Here is a 26,176-nt window from a genome sequence, read left to right on the forward strand (position 1 = left end):
AGGGTCAGACCTTGGGATCGTCCATGTGGCCGGGGATCAATTCACCGGCCGGTGTCGGGCGACCGAAGTGGAAGCCCTGAAGCATGCCGCAGCCCGAGGCGATCAGAATGGTGCGTTGGTCCTCGGTCTCAACCCCTTCGGCAATGACGCTCATGCCAAGGGACTCGGCCAGCTTGGCCACCGAAGCCACGATAACCGCCGACTGCCGCTCCCGGGTGATGTTGTCGACGAAGGACTTGTCGATCTTGATGCAGTCAATGGCGAACTGCTTGAGGTAGACCAGACTGGAATAGCCGGTGCCGAAATCATCCAGCGCCACCCGGACGCCGGCGTCGCGCAGGACGCCCAGATTGTACGAGGCGCGCTCGACGTCATCGATGATGGCGGTTTCCGTCAGCTCGATCTGGATGCGCCTGGGGTCGACGTGCGCGTCGGCGGCATACCGCAGAATGCGTTCGCCAACATTGTGCCTGAGGAACTGGCGGGAAGAGAGGTTGATCGAAACATAGGGCAGGTTCCACTTGCGGCAGTCGCGCAGGGCCTCCCGGGCGATCCAGTCGCCGATATCCAGAATGAGACCGGTTTCCTCGGCGATGGGAATGAACTGATCGGGTGGGATGGACCCATAGTCGGGGCTGTCCCAGCGCACCAGGGCCTCATATCCCAGGATCGCACGGGTGTCGGCCTTCACAATGGGCTGGTAGACCATCTTGAACTGGCCGGAATTCAGCGCCCGCTCAAGGCCATTCTCAATGGTCAGGCGATACTGCGTGACCTCGTCGAGGTCGTTGTCGAACACCCTGTAACGGTTCCGCCCTTCGCGTTTGGCGGCGTAGAGCGCCAGGTCCGCCTGGCGCAGGAGTTCGACCTCGCTGTGGGTGGATCCCTGACGGGCGACGCCGATCGAGGCGCTGACCTGGACCTCGTGACCGGCGATGATGCGGCACTGGCTGGCGACCTTGAGGACCTTGTTGCACAGCTCGTTCATCCCGACATCGGTCAGGGCCTCCACGACGATCCCGAACTCGTCGCCGCCCAGTCTCGCCAGAATGGCCCCATTGGGCAGGACCCCAGCCATGCCGGTGCAGATCTTGCGGACCAGTTCATCCCCGGCGGCGTGTCCCAGGGTGTCATTGACCGCCTTGAACCGGTCAAGGTCGACCATGATGACATTCTGCATCTGGCGATTTCGCGCCAGACGGGCCGTGAGCTCTTCAACAAAGCCCGTGCGGTTCAGGCCGCCGGTCAGGTGATCGTGTCGTGCGGCATGTTTGGCGATGTCGAGGCGGGTGCGAAGCTCCTGGATCTGCAGCTCCAGACCCTTGATCACCTCGGTGCTGTCCCGAAGGGCCCGCTTGGAGTGTGCGCCAGTCCTCTGCCGCTCAGCCACCGCGCGCAGGGTGCGGACCACCAGGAGTGGCTCCATGGGCGCGGTCAGGAAGGTCATGCGTTCAGTGGAGCCGGCGACCTTGAGACAGGCGGCCAGGGCCGGGCTGTCGGTGGCTTCGACCAGGATCAGCAGTTCGGCGTCCCGAAGGGCCTGCCGCAGTTCCAGAACGCAGGTCGTCAGGTCGTCGACGCCGACGCCCCGATAATCCAGCAGGAAGATCGCCGCGGTCCGCCCCAGATATCGGGCCTGTTCAAAGAAGGACAGGGCCTCGCTGGCGTCCGCCGCCGAGGCCAGGGTCTCAGACGGCATGGCCTGCCGGACGAGGGGCTCAAGGGTCTGCAGGGCCTCTGCACGGGGGCTGACGACCACGGTCAGAATGGTCGAAGACGCCATGCCCGCATCCTGACCCGCCAGGTCGGAGAAGCTGCCAGGCGAAGCCGGTCTGGGCTTGGAAAACGAAATCGGACTGACCCTCAGAACAAGAGGGCGAACCATGCCATTTGAATTCCAATAAACCCCTAACGGAACGCCGAATCCGCATCTTCCCGACAGACGGGAACTCCTCAATCAGAGCGGGCGATCCTCGTCATCCTCGATCAGGATCCGTGCAGCGTCGCCCTGTGGATCTTCGTACTGGTTGTGCTTCATGGTCCACCAGAAGGCGCCCAGGGCGATCAGGGCCAGCCCCAGGGAGAAGGGGGCAAGCAGGACAAGGATGTTCACTTCTGGCCTCCCTTGAGGAGGCGCAGGGCGTTCAGCGTCACCACCAGTGAGGATCCCGACATGGCCAGGGCGGCGACGAAGGGATTGATCAGACCCAACATGGCTGCTGGTCCCGCAATAAGATTGTACAGGGCCGCAAAGGCGAAGTTTTCAAGGGCGCGCTTCCTGGCGGCGCGGGCGACATCAAGGGCCTCGAGGACAGAACCCAGCTTGTCTCCCGAAAAGATGAGATCAGCTGCCGTCTGGCTGGCGTCCAGGGCAGTGCCAGGGGCCATGGCGGCATGGGCCTTGGACAAGGCCGCTACATCATTCAGTCCGTCACCGACCATGAGGACGCGGGCCCCGCTGGTGGTCGCAGCCTCGACGGCCGATGCCTTGTCCTGGGGTGTCAGACCCGATTTCCAGACCGAAACGCCGGCGCTATGGGCGGCGGTGGCGGTGGGGCCTTCAAGATCGCCAGACAGGATCTCGACCTCACAGCCTCTTTGGCGCAAGCCCGCAACCGTAATGGCGGCGTCTGACCGCAGGGAGTCTGCGAAGCGGAAGCACAGGGCTTCGCCGCCCACCTCGCCAAACCAGAGTTCGGTCTCCCCGGAGGTCCGCCCCCCGGCGCCAACGAAATCGGCCCTGCCCATCCGATAGGTGCGCCCCTCCACAACGGCTTCAAGACCCTGACCTGGTGTCTCCTTGACCTCTCCGGCCACAGGCCCGGGCCCGGCGGCCAGGGCCAGGGCCTTGGCCAGCGGGTGGGCCGATGCGCGCGCCAGGGGGGCGGCGCGTTCTACGTCCGCCGGATTGGCGGCCAGCAGGCGTGGGCGGCCCTCGGTCAGGACACCGGTCTTGTCCAGGAAGACGCGATCCACTTCGGCCAGGCGTTCGAGGGCGATGCCCGACTTCACCAGGACCCCACGGCGGAACAGACGGGAAGCCGCCGCCACCTGGACCGCTGGCGCCGCAAGCCCCAGGGCGCAGGGACAGGTGATGATCAGAACGGTCGCGGCCCTGAGAAGGGCTTCCCGCGGAGACAGGCCGAGCCCCCATCCGGCCACGAAGGTCAGGGCTGCAGCAGAGTGGACCACGGGGACATAGATCGCCGCGGCCTTGTCAGCCAAACGGACATAGGCGGATTTGGACTGGGATCCGGCCTCCACCAGTCGCGCAATCTCGGCAAGGGTCGAGTCTTCCGACCTGGCCAGTGCGACCAGGGTCAGGAGACCATTCAGGTTCATCGCCCCGGCCCGGCAGAGCTCGCCCGTCCTGACCGGGACGGCCGCCGTCTCGCCGGTCAGAATGGCGTTGTCGAGATCCGATGTTCCCGAGACCACGCGGGCGTCAACGGGTATGCGCTCGCCCGGCCGGACAAGCAGGAGATCGCCCGGCGATACATCGCGGAGGGGAACGCGGCGTTCATGGCCCTGTTGATCCACCAGAATGGCGGTCGAGGCCTGAAGCGCCAGGAGGTCCGCCGCAGCTCCGCGGGCCTTGCGCCGCAGACTGTGGTCAAGCCAGCGGCCGATCAACAGCAGGAAGAGCAGGGTTACGGCGGCGTCAAAATAGGTGTCCCGGCCGTGGAGCACGGTTTCCAGGAAGCTCACGGCCAGGGTCAGAAGCACCCCGATGGAAATCGGCACATCCATGTTGGCCTGCCCGGCCCTCAGGGACCGCCAGGCCGATTTGAAGAAGACCATGCCGGCGAATACCGCGCAGGGTGCGCCGATCACGGCGCTGGCCCATTGCATCAGGGTCCGCGTCGCCGGGCCCAGTTCCTGGCCGAACAGTCCCGCCCAGATCGGGACCGAGAACATCATGGCGTTGCCGGCCCCGAAGGCGGCCACAGCCAGGGCCATGGTGATGGTGCGCCCTTCGCGGTCCTGGGCCTCTTCCGCCGCTTCAGGGTCAAAGAGGGTCGCGGGATAACCTATGCGCTCAAGGGTATCGAGGACCAGCACCGGGTCCCCGCCCCGCCTCAGTGAAACCGCGAGCTTGCCGGTGCTGAGATTCAGCCGGGCGGAACGCACGCCCGTCAGGCGGCTGATCTCGCCCTCTACCTTGGCCATGCACCCTGCGCAGTGGGCGCCAGGCACCAGAAGCTCCAGGAGCCCTTCGTCCTCTGACCTGGGTTTGACGAAGGCCGACAGGTCGACGTGGGGGAGAGACGTCTCGACTAGGGCCAAGTGAGCCTCCGCTCCGCTTCAAATCTCTGGCCCGCTGGATTGGAGGCGACGAGCGTCAGGTCCCAGGCGCCGTGAACGCCGGTCAGTTCGGCCTCATATCGTCCCGGCGCGGTTTCCCGGAACTTCGGAGTCAGGCGGCCGGATTCCGTAGCCGGATGTTCCAGCTTGGCTGCGAAGGACAGGCCCTGAACCGGCTCGCCGCCTTCATTGCGGAATTCCACCACTGCCCGGCCCGGCTCGGCGCCAGCGGTCGCCCGCCAGCCATACTTCTCCTGCTCGGCGAGCTGGGCGAGGGTTCGATTATAGGCAATGCCATCCTCATAGGGTGTCACCGACACTTCGCCCGGGAAGGTCCTGTAGGCCTGCACGAGAAAGATGGCGTCGACAGTGATGATCGCTGCGAAGAAGGTCACCACCATGGCCAGAACATGCCATCCGGTCAGACCGCGTGGGGGGGTTGCGGTTGATTCAGTCATCATCGTCCTCAGCATCAGAGTCAAAGGTCGTTTCGACGGCTTCCGTGCCGCCAGGCAGGGTTACAGTGAATTTCGCCGGCAGATGGGGCCCGTGCAGCGAGTCCTCCGGCACGGTGACAAACACCCTGACGGCGCGATCGGTATTGGCCTCGACAAGGGCGAAGATCGGCCCTGTGGTGGCCGCGGAAGCCGGGGTTTCCAGCCGGGCCCCCTTGGGTCCTTCGAATTCGATCCTGGCGGCGCCGGTCGTGAAACTGCGATTGGCGATTTTCAGCGTGTAGCCATTGCGGATCGCCCCATCATGAAGTCGCACAAAGGTCGGATTGCGGTCGCGAAGGACGTGCACGCTGATGAAGGTCCGGTGGGTCAGACCCCACAACATCACGACGGCGACAAGAGCCAGGGCTCCGGCATAGACCAGTGTCCGGGGGCGGATCAGGCGATAGACGCCCTCCCGGCCTTCAACCCGGTCTGTGACGGCCGAGTCCGTGTCGTAGGCGACCAGGCCCTTGGGTCGGCCGACCCTGGCCATGACCTCATCGCAGGCATCGGCGCAGAGGCCGCAGTTGATGCAGGCAAGCTGCGAACCGTCGCGGATATCGATCCCCATGGGACAGACGATGACGCACTGGCCGCAGTCAATGCAGTCGCCGCGTCCCTCCCAGGTGGCGTCCTTCTTGTGCGGACCGCGAGGCTCGCCCCGGTCGTGCTTGTAGGTGATCTGGAGGGAATGATTGTCCAGCATGCCACCCTGGATGCGGGGCCAGGGGCACATATAGATGCAAACCTGCTCGCGCATCCCGCCGGCGAAGACATAGGTGGTGAAGGTCAGCAGGGCGCAGAAGACATAGGCCGTCGCTGGCGCCTGACCCTGCCAGAAGGCCGGCAGGACGGTGGGCGCGTCGTGAAAGTAGAAGATCCAGGCGCCGCCGGTGGAAAAAGCCACAACCAGCCAGGTCAGGTGCTTGCCGACCTTGCGCCAGACCTTGTTGAACGACCAGGGCGCTGCGTCGAGACGCATGCGGGCGTTCCGGTCGCCCTCGAACAGCCGCTCCACATAGATGAAGAGGTCGGTCCAGATGGTCTGGGGGCAGGCATAGCCGCACCACAGTCGGCCGAACAGGGCCGAAACCAGGAAAAGGGCCAGGGCCGAAAGGACCAGCAGGCCGGTGACGAAATACACTTCCTGCGGCCAGAACTGCAGGTCAAACAGGTAGAAGCGGCGCCCCGTGAAGTCGATGAGAACCGCCTGATCGGGCAGGATCCCGGGCCGATCCCATCGAATCCAGGGCGTGATGTAGTAGATCGCCAGGGTGATGATCATCATCGCCCACTTGATCGCCCGCCACCGGCCGTGGACCAGCTTGGGGTAGATCGGCGCCCTTCGCTTGTAGAGGCCGCCGCCCGGGTCGCTTTGTTTGCGAACCCGGTCGGCGACCGAGACCGGTCCCGCAGCGTTCTCCCCCGAGACTTTGCGGGTCCGATCTATGACAACGACCATGGAGACTACTTTCCTGCGGCGTTCGCGTGGACGTAGACGGCCAGGGCCTTGATGGTTTCAGGATCCAGACGGGCCTCCCAGGTGGGCATGACCCCGCCACGACCATTCCAGATTTGTCCGCGGATATCCTCGCGGGCCGAACCGTAGAGCCACTCCTTGTCTGTCAGGTTCGGAGCGCCCAGGGCCTGATTGCCCACACCGGTCGCGCCGTGACAGGCAATACAGTTGGCCTGGAAGATTGGCGCTGCGCGCTGGACAGCCCCTGCATCAGCCTTGCGACCGGACAGGGCGACCACATACTCGGTGAGGTCGTCGATCTGCGCCGCCGGCAGGATCTGATCCTTGCCGAACGAAGGCATGATTGAGGACCGCGCCCTGGGATTTTCCGAACGGACGCCGACCTGGAGGGTGTGCTGGATGTCCTGGAGCGTGCCGCCCCAGATCCAGACATCGTCCCTCAGATTGGGATAGCCCTTGCCGCCGGCGCCGCCCGTGCCGTGGCAGGTGGCGCAGTTGTCGCCGAATACCGACTGGCCAACCGCCAGGGCGTAGGCCTGAAGCTTGGGATCGGCCTCAATCTGCTCAAGGCTGGCGTTCTTCAGCATCTGGCCTTCGACGCCGCGGATCTTGTGCAGTTCCGAGAGGTCGGCGACCACCTGGGCCCGGTCAGACTTGTGCAGTATGCCCTTGGTGTAGCCATTCAGGGTTGGCCAGGCCGGCATGGCGATCCAGTAGCCGATCGCGAAGACGACGCAGGCGTAGAAGATGTAGAGCCACCACCGGGGAAGGGGATTATCCCACTCCTGGATGCCGTCCCACTCGTGACCGGTCGTCTCGACTTCGTTGGTGTCGTTGGGTTTACGCTCCGACATGATCGTCCTCATCATCTTCTAGCGGAAGGCGCGCGAGGTCCTGGAAGGCTTCGCGGTTCTTCGGCCAAAGGGCATAGGCAACGCCGGCGAGGAACATGACGCCGAAGTAGACCGTTCCTCCCTGCTGGGCGATGCGCGCGACGGTTTCGTAGGTCAGGCTGCTCATCGCATGTTCTCCGGAGCGTCGGCCTTGTAGGTGCGGAAGTCGACCAGACCGCCCAGCATCTGGAGGTAGGCCACCAGGGCGTCCATTTCGGTGATCTTTTCCGGATTACCGTCATAGTCGCGCTGGATCACCTTGGCGCCGTAGCGCTTGTGAAGACCCGAGCCCGAAGCCGTGGGGTCGGCCTGGGCTTCCAGGTCGGCCTTGGCGGCGGCGATGTCAGCCTTGGTGTAGGGGACGCCAACCCTGGTCAGCGCCGCAAGCTTCAGCTGGATATCGCTTTCGTCGAGCTCCTTCTTCGCCAGGAAGGCGTAGGGAGGCATGACCGACTCCGGGACCACCGAACGGGGATCCGTCAGGTGGGCGACATGCCAGGCGTCGGAGTACTTCCCGCCGACCCGGGCCAGGTCCGGTCCGGTCCGCTTGGAGCCCCACTGGAAGGGGTGGTCGTACATGCTCTCGGCTGCGAGGCTGTAGTGGCCGTACCGCTCCACCTCATCGCGCAGGGGGCGGATCATCTGCGAGTGGCAGACATAGCAGCCCTCCCGCACATAGATGTCCCGTCCGGCCTGTTCGAGCGGGGTGTAGGGCCGCATGCCGTTCACCTTCTCGATCGTGCTTTCCAGGAAGAAGAGCGGAGTAATCTCCACCAGCCCGCCGATGGCGACCACGACAAGGATGCCGAGGACCAGGAGCAGGGAGTGGCGCTCAAGTTTACCGTGTTGCTTCCACATATCGGGTCCTCCCTTAGGCCTGAGCAGGCAATGCAGCGGCCGGACCCGAGGACTCGACCTGTCCTGCGGGGCTGGGCATTGCGATGGTCTTCCAGACGTTGAAGGCCATGATCAGCGTGCCCGAGAGGTACATGAGACCCCCGATGACCCGGATCACGTTCTCGACGTGCTTGGCTGCGACGGTCTCGACGAAGCTGTTGGCGAGGAAGCCCTGCGGCGTGTATTCGCGCCACATCAGACCTTCCATGATGCCCGACACCCAGAGCGCGGCGATGTAGAGCAGGATGCCGATCGTCGCGATCCAGAAGTGCCACTCAATCAAGGTGTTGGAGTACATCTTCTCCTTCTTCCAGAGCCAGGGCACCAGGCAGTAGAGCGCGCCGAAGCTGATAAAGCCGACCCAGCCGAGGGCGCCGGAGTGCACGTGGCCAATGGTCCAGTCCGTATAGTGGCTGAGGGCGTTGACCGTCCGGATGGACATCAGCGGGCCCTCGAAGGTGGACATGCCGTAGAAGGCGATGGCCACGGTCATCATGCGGACGACGGGGTCGGTGCGCAGCTTGTCCCAGGCCCCCGACAGGGTCATCAGGCCGTTGATCATGCCGCCCCATGAGGGCATCCACAGCATGATGGAGAAGGTCATGCCCAGGGTCTGGGTCCACTGCGGCAAGGCCGTGTAATGCAGGTGGTGCGGACCCGCCCAGATGTAGATGAAGATCAGCGACCAGAAGTGAACGATGGACAGGCGGTACGAATAGACCGGCCGCTCAACGCGCTTGGGCACGAAGTAATACATCATGGCCAGGAAACCGGCGGTCAGGAAGAAGCCCACCGCATTGTGGCCGTACCACCACTGGGTCAGGGCGTCCTGAACCCCTGCGAAGGCCGAATAGCTCTTGTGGTTCAGGAAGCTGATCGGCAGGGACAGATTGTTGACGATGTGCAGCATGGCCACCGTCACGATGAAGGCCAGATAGAACCAGTTGGCCACGTAGATGTGGGGTTCCTTCCGCTTCCAGATCGTTCCCAGGAAGACCAGCAGATAGACCACCCAGACAACCGTCAGCCACAGATCGACGATCCATTCAGGCTCGGCGTACTCGCGACCTTCGGTAATGCCCGTCAGATAGCCGATCGCCGCCAGGGCGATGAACAGCTGATATCCCCAGAACACGAACCAGGCCGCCATGCCCCCGGCCAGGCGGGCCCGGCAGGTCCGCTGAACCACATAGAAGGATGTGCAGAGCAGGGCGTTGCCCCCAAAGGCGAAGATCACGCCTGAGGTGTGGAGAGGTCTCAGCCGCCCGAAGTTCAACCAACCGAATTCCGGGAAGTAGAAGATCTTGGGCCAGGCCAGCTGGCAGGCGATGACCACGCCGACCAGCATGCCAACCGCCGCCCAGAACATGGTGGCGATGACCCCGGCGCGAACCACGCCGTCCTCATAGCGGGACTGGTCATTCTGGAACTGACCATTGGCTATGCCGATGGTCAGCGCCCCGCAGGCGATCACGAATGCGCCCAGGAAGATCCATCCCTGGAGGCGAAACAGCGGATCTGGCGAGAACGCCGTTGCAAGCAGGGCGCCCAGCGCAAGCACCCCCGTTAGTATTTGCAGGACCACCGCATTCGCGGGTGAAGCCTGTCGCTGAATCTCGGCGGTCATTTCCCCATGGCCCTCAAAGTTTCAATCATCCTGATCGGTGCAGGATTCTTTGAGGGGCAGCCTTGATATGGCTCAAAGCCCGGCGGGAGTCCCACGGGGCCGGCGGGGCGAGGCCTGGCCCAGACGATTCATATAGGCGACAAGGTCGCTGATTTCATTGGAATGGAGCCGCATGGGCGGCATGTCGTAGTGACCCGACTCTTCAATGTCGGTCAGCTTTTCCTGAAGGCTGTGTTCTTCATAGATCGCCGAGAGGTCGCGGAAGAGCGGCGACTTGGGATTGGGGCTGGAACCGGTCCGCTCTACAGCGTGGCAGGTCGAACACCGGGCGACAGCCAGTCTGTAGCCCCGCACTGACGCGCGGCTCTGGGCCGCAGCGGCCGGAAGGGCCGCGGATACACAAAGGACCAGGGTGATGAACGCAAGCCGGCGCACGGGGCATCCTCGTTGTAAGGCCGCCCCGGCGCGATGGCTTGCGACCAGGTCGGCAGATTCAGCGTTTGGCCTTGGTTGTGACGAGGGTGCAGACATGCGCCCAGACGACAGCGGCGGCAAATGAAGCAAAGCTGGCCAGCACGAGGGCCAGAAATGCGGTTTTCGTATCGAACATCAATTCCTCCTGTGCGTTCGCAGTTGCAACTTCTGCCAAGGAATGGCGGCGCTGACTTTGATGCGCGTCAAACAGCAGGAAATGAGACCTAGCGACCGCCGCGGCGCAGGGAGCAGGTGTAACTGGCCTTCAGGGCCGCCGCGATCACCGGCGCCGCCGCCAGGGTCGACTGCTCGGGCTTCTGGCGGAAATGATCCTGTACGGCGGATTTCAGCTGATCGACCGTAATCCCGGCCGGCAGGCAAAGGACAGAGCGGCGACGCCCCCAGATGTCCTGCTCAGCCAGTACCTGATCAACGGAGCCGAGAATGTAGCCGGAACAGAGTTCGGCGTCGGCCAGATCGCCCTGGCCCGAGCAGAGCTTCTCAAGCTGCCCGGCCTGCATGAAGGCAGGAATGGCTCCGGCTTCAGTCGGCGACAGGGTCGCAAGGGTAAAGGCTGCGACGACAAACATGGCGGACTATCCCCTGGACCCTTCCTCCGGATCTGGAGGCCTGGGTTCGATATGCGCCAAATCAAAGCGACTTGCCATGGACCGGCCTATGTCCTTTTTCACGGTCGGACGCGGGAATTCAGGGTCGGTCACCCAGGCCTCCGTAGGACTACTTAGGGGGCGCCCCTGAATTTCAGGGCAGCCGCTCACGCGCTATCCCGTGCATCAGTTCACACGGGGTTTGCCAATGTCCCTCGCCTACGATTTCCAAGACGCCATCCCGCCCGCCCGGCCAGAACTGGCCGGTGTTGATGAGACGCTCGATATCCTCAACCGCATGGGCGTCCGCATCGCCTACGCCAAGGATGAGGAGATCTACGGTCAGGACGAGGACGCCGACCTTGTCTACCGGGTCATCGAGGGCGCCGTGCGCACCTCCCGGGTGATGAGCGACGGCCGTCGCCAGATCGGCGACTTCTACCGCGCCGGGGAACTCTTCGGCTTCGAGACCAGCAGCCATCACCGGTTCGCCGCAGAAGCCCTGCAGGACTGCGTCATCCTGGTCCTGAAGCGCTCGACCCTGAAGAGCGCCGGCGGCGATCTGGAAAGACTGACCTGGGCCACCACAAACCGGGAACTGGATCGCGCCCAGGAGCATCTGCTTCTGTTAGGTCGCAAGACCGCCAGCGAGAAGGTTGCAAGCTTCCTGCTGGACCTGGTCCGGGGTTCGAACCAGGAAACTGTCGACCTGCCCATGGGCCGACAGGATATGGCCGACTATCTAGGCCTGACCATCGAGACCGTTTCGCGCATGCTTTCGCAGTTGCAGGCTTCGCGGATCGTTTGCTTCACCGCCACCCGAAAGTTCCGGGCTCCGAATATCGCAGCACTCGCGCGTTTGGCGGCCTGACAACAGTCTGGCGATCCACTGTCGAAATGGAGGTACCGATGTCCTATCGGACCCTGCTGACCCATGCCCAACCCTATGGCGCCTCTGACCTCAGGGTCGAAGCCGCCGCCGCCCTGGCGATAGACCTGGACGCTGTCCTCGTCGGTCTGGCGGCAGAATCCCTGCCCGTCTACGCCATCAGCGATCCCTATGGCATGGCGGCGCCCCAGCTGACCTCCATCCTGGTGGAACAGCAGACCAAGAACCTCGAGGACGCCCACAAGCGCTTCCAGGAGCATGCCGGATCGGCCCGTCAGGCGTGGCGTTCCATCCGCGACCTGCCGACTCCGTCCCTGGCCCGCGCGGCGCGCTCGGCAGACCTGATCCTCGTCGGCGGTGTGACCGCCGAAGCCCAGGACAAGAACTATGCGGTCAACACTGGAGAGTTGATCCTGACAGCGGGCCGCCCCGTCCTGGTTGTCCCGCCGTCTGGCGGACGCCTGGCCGCAAAGAAGGTCCTGATAGCCTGGAAGGACAGTCGCGAATCCCGCAGGGCTGTTTATGACTCCCTGCCCTTCCTTCTGGGGGCGGACGAGGTGATGATCCTGGGGGTCGGCGCCGCTGAAGACGCGGAATCCCTGCACTTCGAAACCACAGACGTGGCTGAACAGCTCAAGCGCCATGGTGTGAAGTCCTGCCGGCCGACTGTGGCGCCAGCCACAGGCGGAGGGGTGGAGGATGAAATCCTTTCCCAAATTGACGGCTTCGGCGCTGATCTGGTGGTGGCCGGCGGCTATGGCCACAGCCGGGCGACAGAGTGGGTGCTTGGCGGGGTCACAAGGACGCTCCTGCACCTGCCTGACCGGTTCGTCCTGCTCAGCCACTGAGGCCATATGGCCTTGTGCCCGGCTCCCGGTCGCCCTATCGCTGAGGCATGTCGCTTAGTTTTCTGTCCACGCACCTTTCAAGTGGTCGAACCCTGACGCAGCGCCTTCTGGCGAACCTGGCGGCGATCGGTGTGGTCGCCCTTTCCCTGGCGCTGTACGCCGTCCTGCAGCCCATGATGGCCGGCCATATCGGCCTGGTCCTGCTGATCCCGTCACTCCTGCTTGCGGCGGCGATCGTTGACCGGGGATCCGTGCTCCTGCTCACCGCCCTGGGCCTGGCCGGCGTTCTGGCCCTGACCGGGCTCGAGACGCTTTCACAGCCTGCAAACCTGATCGAAGTGGCGGCCTACATCATCCTGGGGCCCTGCTTCGCCTATGGGGGGTGGCGACTGAAGGTTTCCAACGCCGCCGCTGCTGCTGCGATCCGGCAAGCTGAAGAGCGTGGGGCGCACCTTCAATCCATTCTCGACACCGTGCCTGACGCCATGATCGTCATTGACGAGCGGGGGATCATCCACTCGTTCTCCGTCGCAGCAGAGCGGCTGTTTGGCTGGAGGTCCGACGAGGTCATAGGCCGCAACATCAGCGAGATGATGCCGGAACCCTACCGGTCAGCCCATGACAACTACATCCTGCGCTATCTCGCGACCGGTGAAGCCCGCATCGTGGGTATCGGCCGGGTCGTCGTCGGTGAGCGCAAGGACGGGTCGACCTTTCCCATGGAACTGTCCGTGGGCGAGATGAAGTCGGGCGAACATCGCTACTTCACCGGCTTTGTGATGGACCTGACGGAAACCCAGGCCGTCGAACGCCGCATGCAGGAAATGCAGTCGGAACTGATCCACGTCTCCCGCCTGACCTCCATGGGCGAAATGGCTTCAGCCCTGGCGCACGAGCTGAATCAGCCCCTGTCTGCGATCGCGAACTACATGAAGGGGTCTGTCCGTCTGCTTGAGGCCCCAGCGCCTGACCTGTCCAAGGTCAGGAGCGCCCTGGCCCAGGCCGGTGATCAGGCCCTCCGGGCCGGCGCCATCATCCGCAAGCTGAGGGATTTCATCACCCGGGGGGAAGCTGAAACCCAGGCCGAACACCTTCCCAAACTGATCGAGGAAGCTGGCGCCCTTGCCATGGTCGGGGCCAAGGAAATGGGTATCCGGCTGCTGTTCGAGCTGTCCCCCAATGCGGATCTGGTGATCGCGGACAAGGTTCAGATCCAGCAGGTCGTGCTGAACCTCATGCGAAACAGCCTGGACTGCATGGTCGACTCTCCCGTCCGCACCCTGACTGTGGCCACCGAACTGGATGATGACGAGATGGTGGAAGTGTCCGTAACGGATACCGGTCCGGGCATTGATCCCGAGGTCGCCTCCCGGCTGTTCCAGCCCTTTGTCACCACCAAGGCCGAAGGCATGGGGGTTGGCCTGTCAATCTGTCGGACGATCATTGAAGCTCACGGCGGGAAGATCTGGTTTGAACCGGGCCCGACCGGCGGTACGAGCTTCCGCTTCACCCTTCGGCGCGCGAAGACGGACGATCATGCTTAAGTCCCCGCAGGTCCACCTGATTGATGACGACGAGGCCATGCGGACCTCATTGTCCTTCCTGCTCGACAGCGCCGGGCTTTCCAACGCCGTCTATGCCTCAGCGGAGGCCTTTCTCGACGACATCGCCGACGACACTACGGGCTGCGTGATTACGGACATCCGGATGCCGGGCATGAGCGGCATGGAGCTGGTGTCCTTCCTGAAATCGAAGGGCGCCCAGTTGCCGGTCGTCGTCATTACCGGTCATGGGGACGTGCCGCTGGCGGTTGAAGCCATGAAGAACGGCGTCGTCGATTTTCTGGAAAAGCCCTTTGATGACGATGTGCTGCTGGCCGCCATTCGTCGGGCCCTGGTCGAACATCGACCCGAGGCGGAATCCACCGGCCAGGTGACGTTTTCTTCGGTCCTGGCGGCCCTGTCGCCCCGGGAAACCGAGGTCCTGCGCGGCGTTGTCGCCGGCAAGGCCAACAAGGTGATCGCCTACGAGCTCGGGATCAGCCCAAGGACGGTCGAAGTCTATCGCGCAAACGTCATGGCCAAGACCGGGGCCAAGGGCCTGCCTGAACTGGTGCGCATGGCGATGTCGGCGGGATTCTAGGGCGCCGCCCTTCCGGCCCGGGTCCGGAGTTGTGCGTTTGCGATGTATCAAGGTTTGGCCCCGGGAAACTCGGTACGGACAGGCTTCCAGCCGTCCGCAAGCCAGAAATGCTTCAAATCGCTTCCGCCCCGCCGTCTGTCTATCTGGTCGATGACGACCAGGCGCTGCGAACTGCGCTGAAGTTTTCGCTCGAACTGGAAGGCTTTGACGTCCGCACCTACGAGACCGGTGAAGATCTGTTGAAGGCGCACCTGCCCCACCGCGGCGGCTGCCTGGTTCTGGATCAGAACCTGCCCGGCCTTAGCGGCCTTGAGGCCCTTTCCGTGCTCCGCAGCCGCGCAGTCAAACTGCCGGCCCTGCTGATAACAAGTCACCTTGCCGCCGCCCTGCGGGACACGGCGAGGAACGCCAAGGCCACCGTGGTGGAGAAGCCCCTGCTGGGCGATGTGCTGGTCGGTTGCATCTGGCGCGCCCTGGACGAAGCAAGAGCCAGCTAGGCGCAGATACCCCCAACTCTGAACACGTCAGGGCTGATTGGGCACTGGATGACGCATGGGAACCCTATAACGTGGGGCGAATCATGTGTTCTGATACCGCGCGCAACTGGGGTAGTCCGCAGTGAACGTTCATGCCGACCCGAATGTGAGTCTGGACAACCACCCCCGGCGCATGGGGTGGATTGGCACCACCGCCCTGGCCATGGGCGGCAGCAATCAGAGCCTCTTCCTGATCGCAGCCCTATTTGTGGGTCAGGGGTCCATTCCAGGTCAGGGCAGCGCGGCTGTGCCCCTGCTGATTGTCGGCCTGATCCTCAGCTGGATGGCGGCGCCGGCCTGGACGGAACTGGTGCTGATGTCGCCCAATCGCGTGGGCGGCATTGCGGCGGTCTGCACACGGGCCTTCCGCCCCTACAGCTCGCTACTCTCGGCCCTGACCGGCACCTGCTACTGGTGGGGCTGGGTTCCCACCTGCGGCCTGACCGCCATCTTCTCGGCCTCGGCCATTGTGCACTGGGTCCTGCCCGGCGCGCCGATACCCCTTGTGGCCAGCGCGATCATCATCGCCTTCACAACCCTGAACCTGCTAGGTCTGAAGTGGGTCACCGCCTTCGCTGTCCCGATCGCCTTCGCCTCGGCGATCCTGGCCTTCCTGGCCATGCTCATTCCCATCTTCTCGGGCAGCGTCGACTGGAAGCAGGCCTTCGATTTTCACCTGACAACGCCGTTTGATGGCCTCTTCGGTCAGTTCACATCCATCATGGCGGGCCTTTACCTGATCGGCTTCGCAGCGCCCGCCTTTGAAGCAGCGACCTGCCATGTGGGCGAGACCAAGAATCCGAACCGCAATGTGCCGATCGCCGTCTTCGCCAGCGGCGGCATGGCGACGGTTTATTTCATCTTCCTGCCCGTGGTCTGGCTGGGAACCCTGGGCCCCGGCCCGCTGGGACAGGATCTCGCCATCTCTCTTGGGCCGGTTTTTGCGCCACTCCTGGGCAGCTTCGCCAAGGCCGCCGCCATCGGCTTCATGATGTTCAACATGTTCCACGGCACGCTTCAGCCCCTTGCTGGCGCATCCCGGGCCCTGTCGCAGCTCAGTGAAGACGGCCTGCTGCCGCGGGTGCTGGGTCTGCGGTCTTCCACGGACAGCCCATGGGTCGCAACCCTGCTGACGGCCGGCGTCTCGATCGGGTTCATGCTGATCGGCGACCCCATCTGGCTCGTCGCGGCCGCCAATTTCACCTATCTGATCAGTGTCTGCATGCCAAATGTGGCCGCCTGGCTCCTGCGACGCGACGCACCAGAAGCAGAACGTCCCTATCGGGCCCCGAAGGGGACCATCGCCCTTGGCCTGATCGCTTCAGGCGTCTGGCTGCTTTCAGCCATTTTCGGCTTCCAGCAATTCGGGCTCCCGACGGTGCTGTTTGGACTGGCCATGGCCTATTCCGGGGCTGCGCTCTATGTCTGGCGCAAGATCGAGGACCGGCTGGCCATGGGGCAGTCGCCCTTCAAACCCAGCCTTCATGTCACGCTGACGGGAGCCATGTTGCTGGTCCTGGTGCTGGACGGCGCCGGCTATCTGATGGCGGTGCGGTCGATTCCGGTCGGGGACGGTGGACTGTCCGTGGCTCTGGAAGACATCTTTGTCGGCGTCGCCCTTCTGACCCTCGCCGTGGGCCTGGTCCTGCCGGGCATCATCGCCAAGTCTGCCGAGGAGATCGCCGACCGGGCGGAACAGATGGCCTCCGGGGCGGTGCTCAACTTCTCCAAGGCCATGACAGCCCTGGGCAAGGGCGATCTGGACGCCGCCCACTTCACTGAGCCCATGACCCCCATGGTGGTTCGATCCCGGGACGAACTGGGGCAGATGGCCGCCAGCTTCAACCGGCTGCAGGATGAGGTGGCGATTGCCGCCGTGGGCCTTGAAGGCGCGCGGGAAGGGCTGCGGGCCAACCGCCGGGAGATCACGGCGACCAATGTCGCCCTGACCCAGAAGATCGCTGAGGGTGAACTTCTCCAGGAGCAGCTGCGGGTCGAGCGCGACAAGGCCGAGGCCGCCAGCCGCGCCAAGAGCCAGTTCCTGGCGATGATGAGCCATGAGATCCGCACCCCGCTGAACGCCGTTCTGGGCATGACCCAGGTCATCAGCCGCAGTGAACTCTCTCCTGAGCAACGGTCGAGGCTCGGGGTCATCGCCACATCCGGCGAAGCCCTTCTGGCCGTGCTCAACGATCTGCTGGACCTGTCGAAAATCGAGTCCGGCAAGCTGGAGCTTGAAAAGACCGAGGTCGATATCGTTGGCCTGGTAAGGGACGCCAGGGCCGCCTTCGCCACCCTGGCGGATGAGAAGCAACTCGCCCTGAACCTCGAGATCGATCCCAGCGCTGAAGGGCTCTTCGAGGGCGATCCTGCCCGGATCGGCCAGATCCTGGCGAACCTGGTGTCCAACGCCGTGAAGTTCACCGAGGCGGGTCACGTGACGATCTCCCTGTCACGACCGGCAGAGTCCCTCATCCTGAAGGTCAGCGATACCGGCATCGGTGTTTCCAAAGAACAACAGGGCCGGCTCTTCCAGAAGTTCTCCCAGGCCGACAGCTCGGTCACCCGGCGGTTTGGCGGCACAGGCCTTGGTCTGGCCATCGTCAACGACCTGACCGACCTGATGCATGGCTCGGTCGAGCTCGACAGCCGCATCGGGAAGGGCTCGACCTTCACAGTGACCCTGCCCCTGCCACGACTGTCACAGTCAGCGGTCGACGCCAGATGGTCACAGGAGGCGGCTGGGCCGCCAGCCAGCCTCTCGACCCTGCGCATTCTGGTTGCCGAAGACAATGCGACGAACCAGCTGGTGTTGCGCACCATCCTCAACCAGTTCGACGTGGACCCGGTCATTGTGCCGGACGGCGTTGAGGCCGTGCACCAGTGGCAGACCAATACCTGGGATGTCATCCTGATGGATGTGCAGATGCCGCAGATGGACGGCATGGCGGCCTGCCAGATGATCCGCGAGAGCGAGGTCGCCCAGGGCCGGTCGCCAACTCCGATCATCGCCCTCACCGCCAATGTCATGCCTGATCAGATCGAGATGTACCTGGCGCGGGGCATGACCGACGTGGTCGCCAAGCCGATCCAGATCGAACGACTGCTGCAGGTGATCACGGACATCCTTGATGGTCCCGATGCGCCGGCCGGCGCCCAGGCGACAGGAACCGGCGGCCCCCCAGCCTAGGCAGGCGCCGTTCTTCATGTATCGTGCCTCCAATCACCTGGGAGGCATGAAAAATGGATCTGAAGGATCACGCCCGTCTGACGCCGGATAAGCCCGCCATGATTTCGGCGGACAGCGGACGCGCCGTAACATTCGCCCAGCTTGAGGAGAACTCGACCCGGCTGGCGCACTTCCTTCATGGCCAGGGTCTGAAACGCGGCGACCATGTCGCCATCCTGATGGAAAACCACCTGTCCTTCATGGATCTGGTCTGGACGGCCTACCGCGCCGGCCTGTACGTCACCTCGATCAACCGCTACCTGCCGCCGGACGAGGTCGCCTATATCGTGCAGGATTGCGGGGCAAAGGCCCTGGTGACCTCCTTCGCCAAGCGGGACACGGCTGAACCCCTGGCAGACATGATCCCCGATTGCCCGATCAGGCTGATGGTCGACGGAACCATTCCGGGATGGAGTTCCTATGAAGCCGCCCTGGCCGGGAGCCCGGCGACGCCCCTGGACGAGGAATGGATGGGCGAGTCCATGCTCTACAGCTCCGGTACGACCGGCCGGCCCAAGGGCATTCTGCGGCCCCTGCCGAACCTGTCGACGGCGGAGGGCATGACCCTGCGCCAGTCGGTCAACCGCTATGGGCTGAGCCCCGAGGCGGTCTACCTGTCGCCAGCGCCGCTCTATCATGCAGCGCCCCTCTCCTATGTGCTTACCGTCCAGTCCTTCGGCGGAACCGTTGTGATGATGGAGAAGTTCGACGCCGAACACGCCCTGCGGATGATTGCAGAGCACAAGGTGACCCACAGCCAGTGGGTGCCCACCATGTTTGTCCGCATGTTGAAACTGCCGGCGGAAGTCCGCACAGCCTATGACCTGTCCAGCCACAGGGTGGCCGTTCACGCAGCGGCCCCCTGCCCCGTTGAGGTCAAGCGGGAGATGATCGGCTGGTGGGGTCCGATCCTCTATGAATACTATGCCGGCACCGAAGCCTCCGGCTCGACCTTCATCACCAGCGAGGAATGGCTGGCCCACCCCGGGTCCGTCGGAAAGGCGGCCCTGGGGATTCTCCACATCTGTGATGAGGATGGCGCTGAATTGCCGATCGGCGAGACCGGTCTGGTCTATTTCGAACGGGAGGTCGCGACCTTCCAGTACCACAATGACCCGGAAAAGACCCGGTCAGCCCGCCACCCCCAACACGACAACTGGAACGCCCTTGGCGACGTCGGCTATCTGGATGAGGAGGGCTATCTCTACCTCACCGACCGCAAGGCCTTCATGATCATCTCGGGCGGGGTGAACATCTATCCCCAGGCCATCGAGGACGCCCTGGTCACCCATCCCAAGGTAGGCGACGTGGCGGTCTTCGGCGTGCCGGACCCGGAAATGGGCGAGGCCGTAAAGGCCGTCATCGAGCCGGCGCCGGGCGTCGAGCCTACCGATGATCTGGCCAGCGAACTCCTGGCCTTCGCCCGCAGCAAGCTGGCCCATTACATGGCGCCCAGGTCTGTGGACTTCATCGCCGAAATGCCCCGACTGCCTACGGGCAAGCTCTACAAGCGCCTCCTGCGGGACGCCTACTGGCAGAACCAGGACGCCAAGATTTGACTCCGTGCGCCTGAGCAGCGGCCCTTATACGATCGAACTTGCACCCGACATCGGCGGGGCGATCTCGGGCCTCTGGTTTGAGCAGGATGGTCTTCGCACCCCGGTCCTGCGACCCGCCGGAGATGGGGAGACCGACCCCACCGGATGCGGCTGCTTTCCCCTGGCGGCCTTCTGCAACCGGCTGCGCGAGGGGCGCGTGAGGTTTCGGGGCCGGACCCACGACATCCCGCCAAACCGCCCGGGAGAACGCCACCCCCTCCACGGTCAGGCCTGGCTGGCGCCCTGGAGCGCCGAAATGCTGGGTCCGGATCAGGCCAGAATGCGGTTCGCGCACGAGCCTGGCCATTGGCCCTGGCGGTATGAAGCCGTCCAATCCATCGTCGCCTCAGAGAGCGGCGTCGCCCTGTCCCTGGAGGTCCGCAATCTCGACGACCAGGCCATGCCGGCAGGAATCGGTCTGCATCCCTACTTTCCCACCGGAGACGGGGTCAGGATCCAGACACGGGTCTCCGGCGTCCAGCTGACGGATGACGAGCGCCTGCCCACAGGCAAGCCGGTCCGGGCGCTCGGCGCCTATGACCTGTCCGACCGCCCGATCGCCGAGGCAGGACTGGACAACGGATACGCCGGTTGGTCAGGGCAGCTGGATATCCTCTATCCGACGCACACAGTCCGGATGACAGCCTCGTCGAACGCGGCCTGGCTGCAGGTCTATGCGCCCAAGGGCGAGACCTTCTTCTGCGCGGAACCCGTGACCCACGCCAACGATGCCCTGGCCCTGGGTGAAGCTGGCTGGGACGCCCAGGGAATAAGGATTCTGGAGCCTGGACGGTCGCTCCGGATGGATATGCGGCTTGAGGTCCTGGTCAGGCCTTTCCTGTCCGCTCCGCCTTGAGCAGTTCGGTCAGTTCGGCGACGGCCCGGGTCAGCTGGGACACCTCGCGCTGGCGCAGGGCGTCGATCTTTTCGTGTAGCAATTCGATCTCCAGCTCAGCCTTGATGTTCACGTGGTAGTCGTTCTCGGCCTCCTTGCGGTCGATCTCCTGCTGGCGGTTCTGGCTCATCATGATGAAGGGCGCCGCATAGGCGGCCTGAAAGGACAGGGCCAGATTCAACAGGATGAAGGGATAGGGATCCCAGTGCTGGACGTAGGCGGTCACGTTCAGGACGATCCAGGAAACCAGTATGGTCGACTGGATGATGATGAACCGCCAGGACCCCATGGTGGCGGCGACAGTGTCGGCGATCCTCTGGCCGATGGTGAGGGTATCGGGTGACTTGGCCGCCCATTTCTCCCGGAGCTTTCGGCGTTCCAGCCGGAGTTCAGCCAGGATCTTGAGTTCCGCCTCGTGAATTTCTGCAGCAATGTTTGACGACATGAGCTTGCTCCTGTGACCCTGGCGACCTGCACCCGACGGTAAAGACCTCAACAGATCAATGTGCGACAATACCGCATCTCAATCATTCGTCGGGACCAAAGGCCATGTCACGCACAGCCGCCGCTCTTGCCTTCGCCACGGTGATCGGCGCCGGCGGCGCCATGGCGGCGCGGATGGATAGCCCGTCTCCCATGCCCAAGGTGGCCGTGCTGATGAAGTCGGTTGTCGACAGGGCTTCGACCAACCTCTTCAATCGGGCCGGCGAGGCGGATCCGGCCAATGGCGCGGACCAGAAACTGCCGGACGCCAGGGGTTGGTCTCAAATCAAGACTGACGCCGATCGGCTGAAGGCCATCGCCGTCGCCCTGCAGAGCCCGAAGACCGGCAAGGTGCATGAGGTCAACTGGATGGTTCAGGCCAGGGCCATGGCGTCCACCTCAGCCGCAGCCAGCCAGGCCGCAGCCTTGCGCAATCCTGCAGCCCTCGCCAAGGCGGCCAACGACCTGTCTGACACCTGCAGCGCCTGTCACTCCATCTACAAGAAGCAGGACTAGGCCTTCTTCTTCGCCCTGCGGTCCCGGGCCCGCCTGGCGTTGTCCTCGATCTTTTCCTGGACTAGGTGACGCACCACCGCCTCCGGGATGGGCCGCTCAGGGGTGAAGCGTATGGTCCCCTTGCTGATCTCGAAGCCCTGCAGCTGGTCGGCCATGGCCATGACCGCCGTACCGTTCCAGCCATAGAGCGAGCAGTGATGGGTGTGGGCTGCGAAGGCCACCAGCATGCCGTCCTGTTTGAAAGCCGGCATCTGATAGCTGATGCATTCCTCGGCGTGCGGCGCGGTCTCCTGGATGATCCGTCTCAGGTCTTCCAGGGCGGCGCGCATGTCGGGGCGAACCATCTGCAGATAGGCGTCAATGGTCTTCGGCTTGTCGCTCAAGTGGTTCAATCCTGCAGGGCCTGGTGGGCCAGGATCGAACGCCAGACGAGCCCCGATGGCAAGATGGCTCAGGCGGCCTTCTCCAGAACGCAGACTGACTGGCCCAGGGCGCCCTGGGCTGTAATGACGTCGCCGCCGCCCCGCAGGTCGACAATGCCCATGCCCAGCTCGGCGGCCCAGACCCCGATGGTTCCCCGGTCGATGAAGGTGTTCATCGGCGCCGTCGCGCCCTGCTTGGCCAGGCCGACCGTGTCGCGGAAGATCTGCAGGTGAACCGGCTCGCAGAGTTCCAGGAAGGAGAACACAATCCTGCCACCGGGCTTGAGCACCCGCCGGGCCTCTTCAAGGTACCAGTAGCTCTGCTCGTGCTGGAGGTGGGTCAGGACCGAAAAGAAGCAGACCATGTTGGCGTGGCTGTCGATGTCCGGAATGCCGATATGATCGACCACTTCAAACCGCCAGTCAGCCCGCGCCGAAATACGGGCGGCATGGGCGATCAGGTCCGGCACCAGATCCAGGCCCAGATAGCTGCCGGTCATCCAGGCCGAAAGGGGCTGCGCGAGGCGGCCCGATCCGCACCCGACGTCCACCAGCCTGCCATCCTGCGGCAGGCCGTAATGCTGGACGAGGGCCAGTTCAACCGCGCCGATTTCGGCAAAATTGCCGCCAATGGCGATCTCCATGGCCTCTTCGTGGGGCATGACCCCCTTGAGCAGATCCACAAAGGCGATGTTGACGGCCTTCAGGCCCCGCGCCGGCCTTTCAGTCTCGGGGGCTATGCCCATGCGCGCGAGTACGCCGCGCGCCAGGCGCCGCAGATGTGTTGCCGCCATGTCAAACCCCTCGGGCGTCCAGGCCTCGGAACGAGGCGCCCAGATCGGCGGACCTTGGCCGCCGGCCGCGACCGGACCGGCAGATAGGCGACACGAAATTTGATGGTTCTGGGGTCTTGGATCGAAGACCGCGTCTTCGACAGGAACACAGGGCGGACTTAAGTCCGGGGAATCAAACGATTTGCCTTCCGGCGTCTGGATACCGCAGGGAACAGGGCCGCCTAGAGCAGGACGACCCGCTTTTCGTTGACGGCGGCCAGGGTGCGGCCGATGGCGTCGAACAGGGTGTCCATCATGACGGGCTTGAACAGCAGGGCGTCGCCGCCTGCTGCGTCCACATCGTCCATGATCTTCATGCCTGTATCGCCGGTGACGACCAGAACCGGAATCTTGCCCTTGGAGTCCCCACGGGCGCGGATTTCGCGAAGGGCGGTCAGGCCGTCCTTGCCGGGCATGCGCAGGTCCATGAGGACAAGGTCATAGTCCCGGGTGTCGATCATTGTCAGACCGGTGTCGGCTTCGGGCGCCTCTTCCACCGTCAGGCCCGCAACATCGAGCATTTCCTTGATGACCTGGCGATTGAGATCATGATCGTCAACGCAGAGGACTCGCATGGGGGTATCTCTCGACCTTCTGAAACCGGCAGCCGCCTTCCGGCGTGCTTGAGGTATACTAGGGCCGCGTGATGAATCCGGGTTTAAGGTGAACCCCCGAAAACCAGAAAAATTCCAGGCCTGGATCGCGCGATTGCGCTTCAGGCGGCGACGTCTAAACTCGCGCCAAACAGGACGGGGGAGTCATACTTGGCGATCGCAAACGCTGCGGGCCCTTCAGCGGGCTCCGCCGAGGGGCCAAAGCCCTCCTTCGCCGTCAAGGTTTTCTACGCCCTTGGTCAGAGTGCACAGAGTGGCGGGTTCGACACCGCCCTGGGCCTGGTCTTTTTCTATTACACCGCAGTCCTGGGCCTCTCGGGCGCCCTGGTCGGCGCGGCCCTGGCGGCGAGTCTTGCCTTCGACGCGGTCGTCGACCCCATTGTCGGATCCTGGTCCGACAACATGAAGTCGCGGCTGGGACGCCGCCTGCCCCTGATGATCGTGTCGATCCCCCTGATCACCCTATCCATCGGTCTCCTCTTTTCGCCGCCCAAGGGGCTCGACCAGACCGGTCTCTGTATCTGGCTGGCCGTTTTCTCGGTCGCAGCGCGGTGCTTCATTTCGGTGTTCAACGTGCCCTATATCGCCCTCGGCGCAGAGCTGGCTTCGGACTATCTGGAGCGCACCCGGGTCGTGGTCTTCCGATCCATTGCAGGCATTGTCACCGGCACGACCCTGACCTTCCTGGCCTTCTCGGGCTTCTTTGCCCATGGCGCCCTGCAAAGGCCCGAGGGCTATCCCGCCTATGGCTGGACCGTCGCGATCCTGGTCGCCGTCACCACAAGCCTGTGCTGTCTGGGGGTCGCCAGGTATGCCGCCGCCCTGCCGCAGCCGGCCCAGCACGCCCATCCCATGTGGCGGCGTCTGCCCGGCGAGCTGGCCGAGATCTTCGCCAACCGGTCCTTCCGGGTCCTCTTCATCTCGGCCGTGGTGGTCTATGTGGCGGTGGGCCTCAATGCGAGCCTCAACAATCACGCCTTCATCTTTGTCTGGCGCATGAGGAGCGAGACCCTGCAGTTCATCGGCTACGCCTATCTGTTCGGCATTCTGCTGGGCGTCGGCGCCGCCCCGGTCCTGCAGAAGCTGATGGAAAAGCGGACCGTGGTCATTGTGGGTTTCGCCCTGCTGATCGCCAACTGGCTGGTCCTTCAGGGCCTCATGCTGGCCGGAATCTATACTCCTCTGGGCGACGCCGCCATTCTGCCCATGCAGATCAATTCCTTCGTCGCTGGTATCGGGACAGGGCTCTTCATGGTGTCCTTCCCCTCGCTCATGGCCGACGCCGCTGACGAGCATGAACTGCTGTTCAAGGCCCGCCGCGAAGGGCTCTATTTTTCCGGGCTTGGCTTTGCCGGAAAGGCCGCCTCAGGCCTTGGCGTGATGGTCGCCGGCGTCGCTCTGGACCTGATCCGGTTCCCCAAGGATGTCGGCCAGCAGGTAGGGATCATCCTGCCAGAGGACGTGCAGTTCCGGCTGGTGATGATCTGGGGCCCGGTGGCGGCTGTGATCGCCATAGCCTCCCTGGTGATCTTCTCGTTCTACAACATCAACCGCCAACGCCACGCCGAGATCGCCGCCGCCCTGGCGGAGAGACGCAGCGCCGCATAACCCCGCAATAGGCCCTGACCCATGTCCAAAGACGCCTACGAAAAAGAACTGGCCGAACTGCAGCTTGCCCTGGTGCGGTTCCAGCAGGACGCCATGGCGTCTGGCGAGAAGGCGGTCATCGTCTTTGAAGGCCGCGACGCCGCCGGCAAGGACGGGACGATCAAGCGGATCACCGAGCACCTGTCAGTCCGTAACACCCGGGTCGCCGCCCTGCCCAAGCCGTCGGACCGCGAGCGCACCCAGTGGTTCTTCCAGCGCTATATCGCCAACCTGCCGGCGGCCGGCGAGCTCGTGATCTTCAACCGGTCCTGGTATAATCGCGGCGGGGTCGAGCCGGTCATGGGCTTCTGCACCCCGGAGGAGCACAGGCAGTTCCTGGCTGACGTTCCGGTCTTCGAGACCATGCTGGCCCAGAGCGGAACCCAGCTGGTGAAGGTCTGGATCGACATCTCCAAGAAGGAGCAGTCCAAGCGACTGGATGAACGCCGGACGGATCCCTTGAAGGTGCTGAAGATCAGCCCCCTGGACGCAGAGGCCCAGAAGCGGTGGAGCGATTACAGCGCCGCCCGGGACGAAATGCTCACCGCCAGCCATACGGCCGCCTCCCCCTGGACCTGCGTAAGGGGCGACGACAAGGAAGCCGCCCGGATCAATGTCATGCGCTTCCTGGTCCACCGCCTGGCCCCCAAGGCCATAGCCAAGGACGTGGCCGCCCCGGACAAGGACGTGGTCTTCCCCTTCGAGGTCTCCGCCCTCAGCGACGGCCGCCTGGAGCGCTGACC

General features: G+C 63.9%; 26 protein-coding genes. 11 read left to right on the forward strand and 15 right to left on the reverse strand.

Annotated elements, in window-relative coordinates:
• Window positions 1–4: 4 nt before the first annotated feature.
• From CFE28_14830 to CFE28_14880, 11 genes are all read right to left on the reverse strand, one after another.
• Window positions 5–1,885: a GGDEF domain-containing response regulator gene (locus CFE28_14830; GenBank protein ID OYU71156.1), complete on the reverse strand. Its 1,881-nt coding sequence runs from the start codon at window positions 1,883–1,885 to the stop codon at window positions 5–7.
• A gap of 72 nt (window positions 1,886–1,957) precedes the next feature.
• Window positions 1,958–2,113: a cbb3-type cytochrome oxidase assembly protein CcoS gene (ccoS, locus tag CFE28_14835; protein ID OYU71157.1), complete on the reverse strand. Its 156-nt coding sequence runs from the start codon at window positions 2,111–2,113 to the stop codon at window positions 1,958–1,960.
• A complete protein-coding gene (locus CFE28_14840; protein OYU71736.1) occupies window positions 2,110–4,170 on the reverse strand; it encodes a cation-transporting ATPase in 2,061 nt (686 codons plus the stop codon). The genes ccoS and CFE28_14840 overlap by 4 nt, the downstream gene beginning before the upstream one ends.
• 107 nt (window positions 4,171–4,277) lie before the next feature.
• On the reverse strand, window positions 4,278–4,763 hold the full coding sequence (locus CFE28_14845; protein ID OYU71158.1) for a ferredoxin: 486 nt from the start codon (window positions 4,761–4,763) through the stop codon (window positions 4,278–4,280).
• The gene (ccoG, locus tag CFE28_14850) at window positions 4,756–6,264 is read right to left on the reverse strand and encodes a cytochrome c oxidase accessory protein CcoG (GenBank protein ID OYU71159.1); all 1,509 of its coding nucleotides are present in this window, start codon (window positions 6,262–6,264) and stop codon (window positions 4,756–4,758) included. Before ccoG ends, CFE28_14845 begins: the two co-directional genes overlap by 8 nt.
• Before the next feature lie 5 nt (window positions 6,265–6,269).
• Window positions 6,270–7,136: a cytochrome-c oxidase, cbb3-type subunit III gene (gene ccoP, locus CFE28_14855; GenBank protein ID OYU71160.1), complete on the reverse strand. Its 867-nt coding sequence runs from the start codon at window positions 7,134–7,136 to the stop codon at window positions 6,270–6,272.
• Complete coding sequence (locus CFE28_14860; GenBank protein ID OYU71161.1) at window positions 7,123–7,302, reverse strand: CcoQ/FixQ family Cbb3-type cytochrome c oxidase assembly chaperone; 180 nt, start codon at window positions 7,300–7,302, stop codon at window positions 7,123–7,125. The genes ccoP and CFE28_14860 overlap by 14 nt, the downstream gene beginning before the upstream one ends.
• Window positions 7,299–8,033: a cytochrome-c oxidase, cbb3-type subunit II gene (gene ccoO / locus CFE28_14865; GenBank protein OYU71162.1), complete on the reverse strand. Its 735-nt coding sequence runs from the start codon at window positions 8,031–8,033 to the stop codon at window positions 7,299–7,301. The genes CFE28_14860 and ccoO overlap by 4 nt, the downstream gene beginning before the upstream one ends.
• 13 nt (window positions 8,034–8,046) lie before the next feature.
• The gene (ccoN, locus tag CFE28_14870; protein ID OYU71163.1) at window positions 8,047–9,699 is read right to left on the reverse strand and encodes a cytochrome-c oxidase, cbb3-type subunit I; all 1,653 of its coding nucleotides are present in this window, start codon (window positions 9,697–9,699) and stop codon (window positions 8,047–8,049) included.
• 72 nt (window positions 9,700–9,771) lie between these two features.
• Window positions 9,772–10,230 carry a hypothetical protein gene (locus CFE28_14875; protein ID OYU71164.1) on the reverse strand — a complete coding sequence of 153 codons (459 nt, stop codon included), beginning with the start codon at window positions 10,228–10,230 and terminating at the stop codon, window positions 9,772–9,774.
• A 167-nt stretch (window positions 10,231–10,397) separates the two neighbouring features.
• A complete protein-coding gene (locus CFE28_14880; GenBank protein OYU71165.1) occupies window positions 10,398–10,763 on the reverse strand; it encodes a hypothetical protein in 366 nt (121 codons plus the stop codon).
• Window positions 10,764–10,989: 226 nt separating this feature from the next.
• Between CFE28_14880 and CFE28_14885 the strand changes: the two genes are divergently transcribed.
• The 8 genes from CFE28_14885 (at window position 10,990) to CFE28_14920 (ending at window position 20,879) form a co-directional block, all read left to right on the forward strand.
• Window positions 10,990–11,652, forward strand: coding sequence for a Crp/Fnr family transcriptional regulator (locus CFE28_14885; protein OYU71166.1), 663 nt, complete (start codon window positions 10,990–10,992; stop codon window positions 11,650–11,652).
• 38 nt (window positions 11,653–11,690) lie between these two features.
• The gene (locus CFE28_14890; GenBank protein ID OYU71167.1) at window positions 11,691–12,518 is read left to right on the forward strand and encodes a universal stress protein UspA; all 828 of its coding nucleotides are present in this window, start codon (window positions 11,691–11,693) and stop codon (window positions 12,516–12,518) included.
• 47 nt (window positions 12,519–12,565) lie between these two features.
• Entirely contained in the window at window positions 12,566–14,062 is a 1,497-nt protein-coding gene (locus CFE28_14895; GenBank protein OYU71168.1) for a PAS domain-containing sensor histidine kinase, read from the forward strand.
• Entirely contained in the window at window positions 14,055–14,660 is a 606-nt protein-coding gene (gene fixJ / locus CFE28_14900) for a DNA-binding response regulator (protein OYU71169.1), read from the forward strand. The genes CFE28_14895 and fixJ overlap by 8 nt, the downstream gene beginning before the upstream one ends.
• Window positions 14,661–14,767: 107 nt before the next feature.
• Entirely contained in the window at window positions 14,768–15,157 is a 390-nt protein-coding gene (locus CFE28_14905) for a response regulator (GenBank protein ID OYU71170.1), read from the forward strand.
• Window positions 15,158–15,278: 121 nt separating this feature from the next.
• Window positions 15,279–18,386, forward strand: coding sequence for a hybrid sensor histidine kinase/response regulator (locus CFE28_14910; protein OYU71171.1), 3,108 nt, complete (start codon window positions 15,279–15,281; stop codon window positions 18,384–18,386).
• A 53-nt stretch (window positions 18,387–18,439) separates the two neighbouring features.
• Entirely contained in the window at window positions 18,440–19,984 is a 1,545-nt protein-coding gene (locus CFE28_14915; GenBank protein OYU71172.1) for an acyl-CoA synthetase, read from the forward strand.
• Window positions 19,818–20,879 carry a hypothetical protein gene (locus tag CFE28_14920; GenBank protein ID OYU71173.1) on the forward strand — a complete coding sequence of 354 codons (1,062 nt, stop codon included), beginning with the start codon at window positions 19,818–19,820 and terminating at the stop codon, window positions 20,877–20,879. Before CFE28_14915 ends, CFE28_14920 begins: the two co-directional genes overlap by 167 nt.
• Here CFE28_14920 and CFE28_14925 read toward each other — a convergent pair.
• Window positions 20,851–21,363 (reverse strand): hypothetical protein, encoded by a 513-nt coding sequence (locus tag CFE28_14925; protein ID OYU71174.1) that lies wholly within the window; start codon window positions 21,361–21,363, stop codon window positions 20,851–20,853. The genes CFE28_14920 and CFE28_14925 overlap by 29 nt on opposite strands.
• 104 nt (window positions 21,364–21,467) lie before the next feature.
• On the opposite strand from CFE28_14925, the gene CFE28_14930 reads away from it, so the two are divergent.
• Window positions 21,468–21,917, forward strand: coding sequence for a hypothetical protein (locus tag CFE28_14930; GenBank protein ID OYU71175.1), 450 nt, complete (start codon window positions 21,468–21,470; stop codon window positions 21,915–21,917).
• Here the strand turns inward: CFE28_14930 and CFE28_14935 are convergent.
• The 3 genes from CFE28_14935 to CFE28_14945 form a co-directional block, all read right to left on the reverse strand.
• Window positions 21,914–22,261, reverse strand: coding sequence for a hypothetical protein (locus tag CFE28_14935; protein ID OYU71737.1), 348 nt, complete (start codon window positions 22,259–22,261; stop codon window positions 21,914–21,916). The two genes, CFE28_14930 and CFE28_14935, sit on opposite strands and share 4 nt — an antisense overlap.
• Before the next feature lie 107 nt (window positions 22,262–22,368).
• Entirely contained in the window at window positions 22,369–23,133 is a 765-nt protein-coding gene (locus CFE28_14940; GenBank protein ID OYU71176.1) for a methyltransferase type 11, read from the reverse strand.
• A gap of 221 nt (window positions 23,134–23,354) precedes the next feature.
• Window positions 23,355–23,747, reverse strand: a complete 393-nt coding sequence (locus CFE28_14945) for a response regulator (GenBank protein OYU71177.1) — start codon at window positions 23,745–23,747, stop codon at window positions 23,355–23,357.
• 111 nt (window positions 23,748–23,858) lie between these two features.
• On the opposite strand from CFE28_14945, the gene CFE28_14950 reads away from it, so the two are divergent.
• Together CFE28_14950 and ppk2 are read left to right on the forward strand one after the other, a co-directional pair.
• A complete protein-coding gene (locus CFE28_14950) occupies window positions 23,859–25,394 on the forward strand; it encodes a hypothetical protein (GenBank protein OYU71178.1) in 1,536 nt (511 codons plus the stop codon).
• A 21-nt stretch (window positions 25,395–25,415) separates the two neighbouring features.
• Window positions 25,416–26,174: a polyphosphate kinase 2 gene (gene ppk2 / locus CFE28_14955; GenBank protein ID OYU71179.1), complete on the forward strand. Its 759-nt coding sequence runs from the start codon at window positions 25,416–25,418 to the stop codon at window positions 26,172–26,174.
• The last annotated feature ends 2 nt before the right edge of the window (window positions 26,175–26,176 follow it).

Source organism: Alphaproteobacteria bacterium PA2 (assembly GCA_002256425.1).
GTDB lineage: Bacteria > Pseudomonadota > Alphaproteobacteria > Caulobacterales > Caulobacteraceae > Phenylobacterium.

Coding starts and splice junctions, on each gene's coding strand:
- CFE28_14875 (OYU71164.1), bottom strand. CDS start 10,230: ATGTCTGCACCCTCGTCACAACCAAGGCCAAACGCTGAATCTGCCGAC.
- CFE28_14920 (OYU71173.1), top strand. CDS start 19,818: ATGATCTGGCCAGCGAACTCCTGGCCTTCGCCCGCAGCAAGCTGGCCC.
- CFE28_14945 (OYU71177.1), bottom strand. CDS start 23,747: ATGCGAGTCCTCTGCGTTGACGATCATGATCTCAATCGCCAGGTCATC.
- ppk2 (OYU71179.1), top strand. CDS start 25,416: ATGTCCAAAGACGCCTACGAAAAAGAACTGGCCGAACTGCAGCTTGCC.
- CFE28_14840 (OYU71736.1), bottom strand. CDS start 4,170: ATGGCCAAGGTAGAGGGCGAGATCAGCCGCCTGACGGGCGTGCGTTCC.
- fixJ (OYU71169.1), top strand. CDS start 14,055: ATGCTTAAGTCCCCGCAGGTCCACCTGATTGATGACGACGAGGCCATG.
- CFE28_14890 (OYU71167.1), top strand. CDS start 11,691: ATGTCCTATCGGACCCTGCTGACCCATGCCCAACCCTATGGCGCCTCT.
- CFE28_14830 (OYU71156.1), bottom strand. CDS start 1,885: ATGGTTCGCCCTCTTGTTCTGAGGGTCAGTCCGATTTCGTTTTCCAAG.
- CFE28_14940 (OYU71176.1), bottom strand. CDS start 23,133: ATGGCGGCAACACATCTGCGGCGCCTGGCGCGCGGCGTACTCGCGCGC.
- CFE28_14925 (OYU71174.1), bottom strand. CDS start 21,363: ATGTCGTCAAACATTGCTGCAGAAATTCACGAGGCGGAACTCAAGATC.
- CFE28_14930 (OYU71175.1), top strand. CDS start 21,468: ATGTCACGCACAGCCGCCGCTCTTGCCTTCGCCACGGTGATCGGCGCC.
- CFE28_14935 (OYU71737.1), bottom strand. CDS start 22,261: ATGGTTCGCCCCGACATGCGCGCCGCCCTGGAAGACCTGAGACGGATC.
- ccoG (OYU71159.1), bottom strand. CDS start 6,264: ATGGTCGTTGTCATAGATCGGACCCGCAAAGTCTCGGGGGAGAACGCT.
- CFE28_14895 (OYU71168.1), top strand. CDS start 12,566: ATGTCGCTTAGTTTTCTGTCCACGCACCTTTCAAGTGGTCGAACCCTG.
- CFE28_14880 (OYU71165.1), bottom strand. CDS start 10,763: ATGTTTGTCGTCGCAGCCTTTACCCTTGCGACCCTGTCGCCGACTGAA.
- CFE28_14905 (OYU71170.1), top strand. CDS start 14,768: ATGCTTCAAATCGCTTCCGCCCCGCCGTCTGTCTATCTGGTCGATGAC.
- CFE28_14885 (OYU71166.1), top strand. CDS start 10,990: ATGTCCCTCGCCTACGATTTCCAAGACGCCATCCCGCCCGCCCGGCCA.
- CFE28_14860 (OYU71161.1), bottom strand. CDS start 7,302: ATGAGCAGCCTGACCTACGAAACCGTCGCGCGCATCGCCCAGCAGGGA.
- ccoO (OYU71162.1), bottom strand. CDS start 8,033: ATGTGGAAGCAACACGGTAAACTTGAGCGCCACTCCCTGCTCCTGGTC.
- ccoN (OYU71163.1), bottom strand. CDS start 9,699: ATGACCGCCGAGATTCAGCGACAGGCTTCACCCGCGAATGCGGTGGTC.
- ccoP (OYU71160.1), bottom strand. CDS start 7,136: ATGTCGGAGCGTAAACCCAACGACACCAACGAAGTCGAGACGACCGGT.
- CFE28_14915 (OYU71172.1), top strand. CDS start 18,440: ATGGATCTGAAGGATCACGCCCGTCTGACGCCGGATAAGCCCGCCATG.
- CFE28_14845 (OYU71158.1), bottom strand. CDS start 4,763: ATGACTGAATCAACCGCAACCCCCCCACGCGGTCTGACCGGATGGCAT.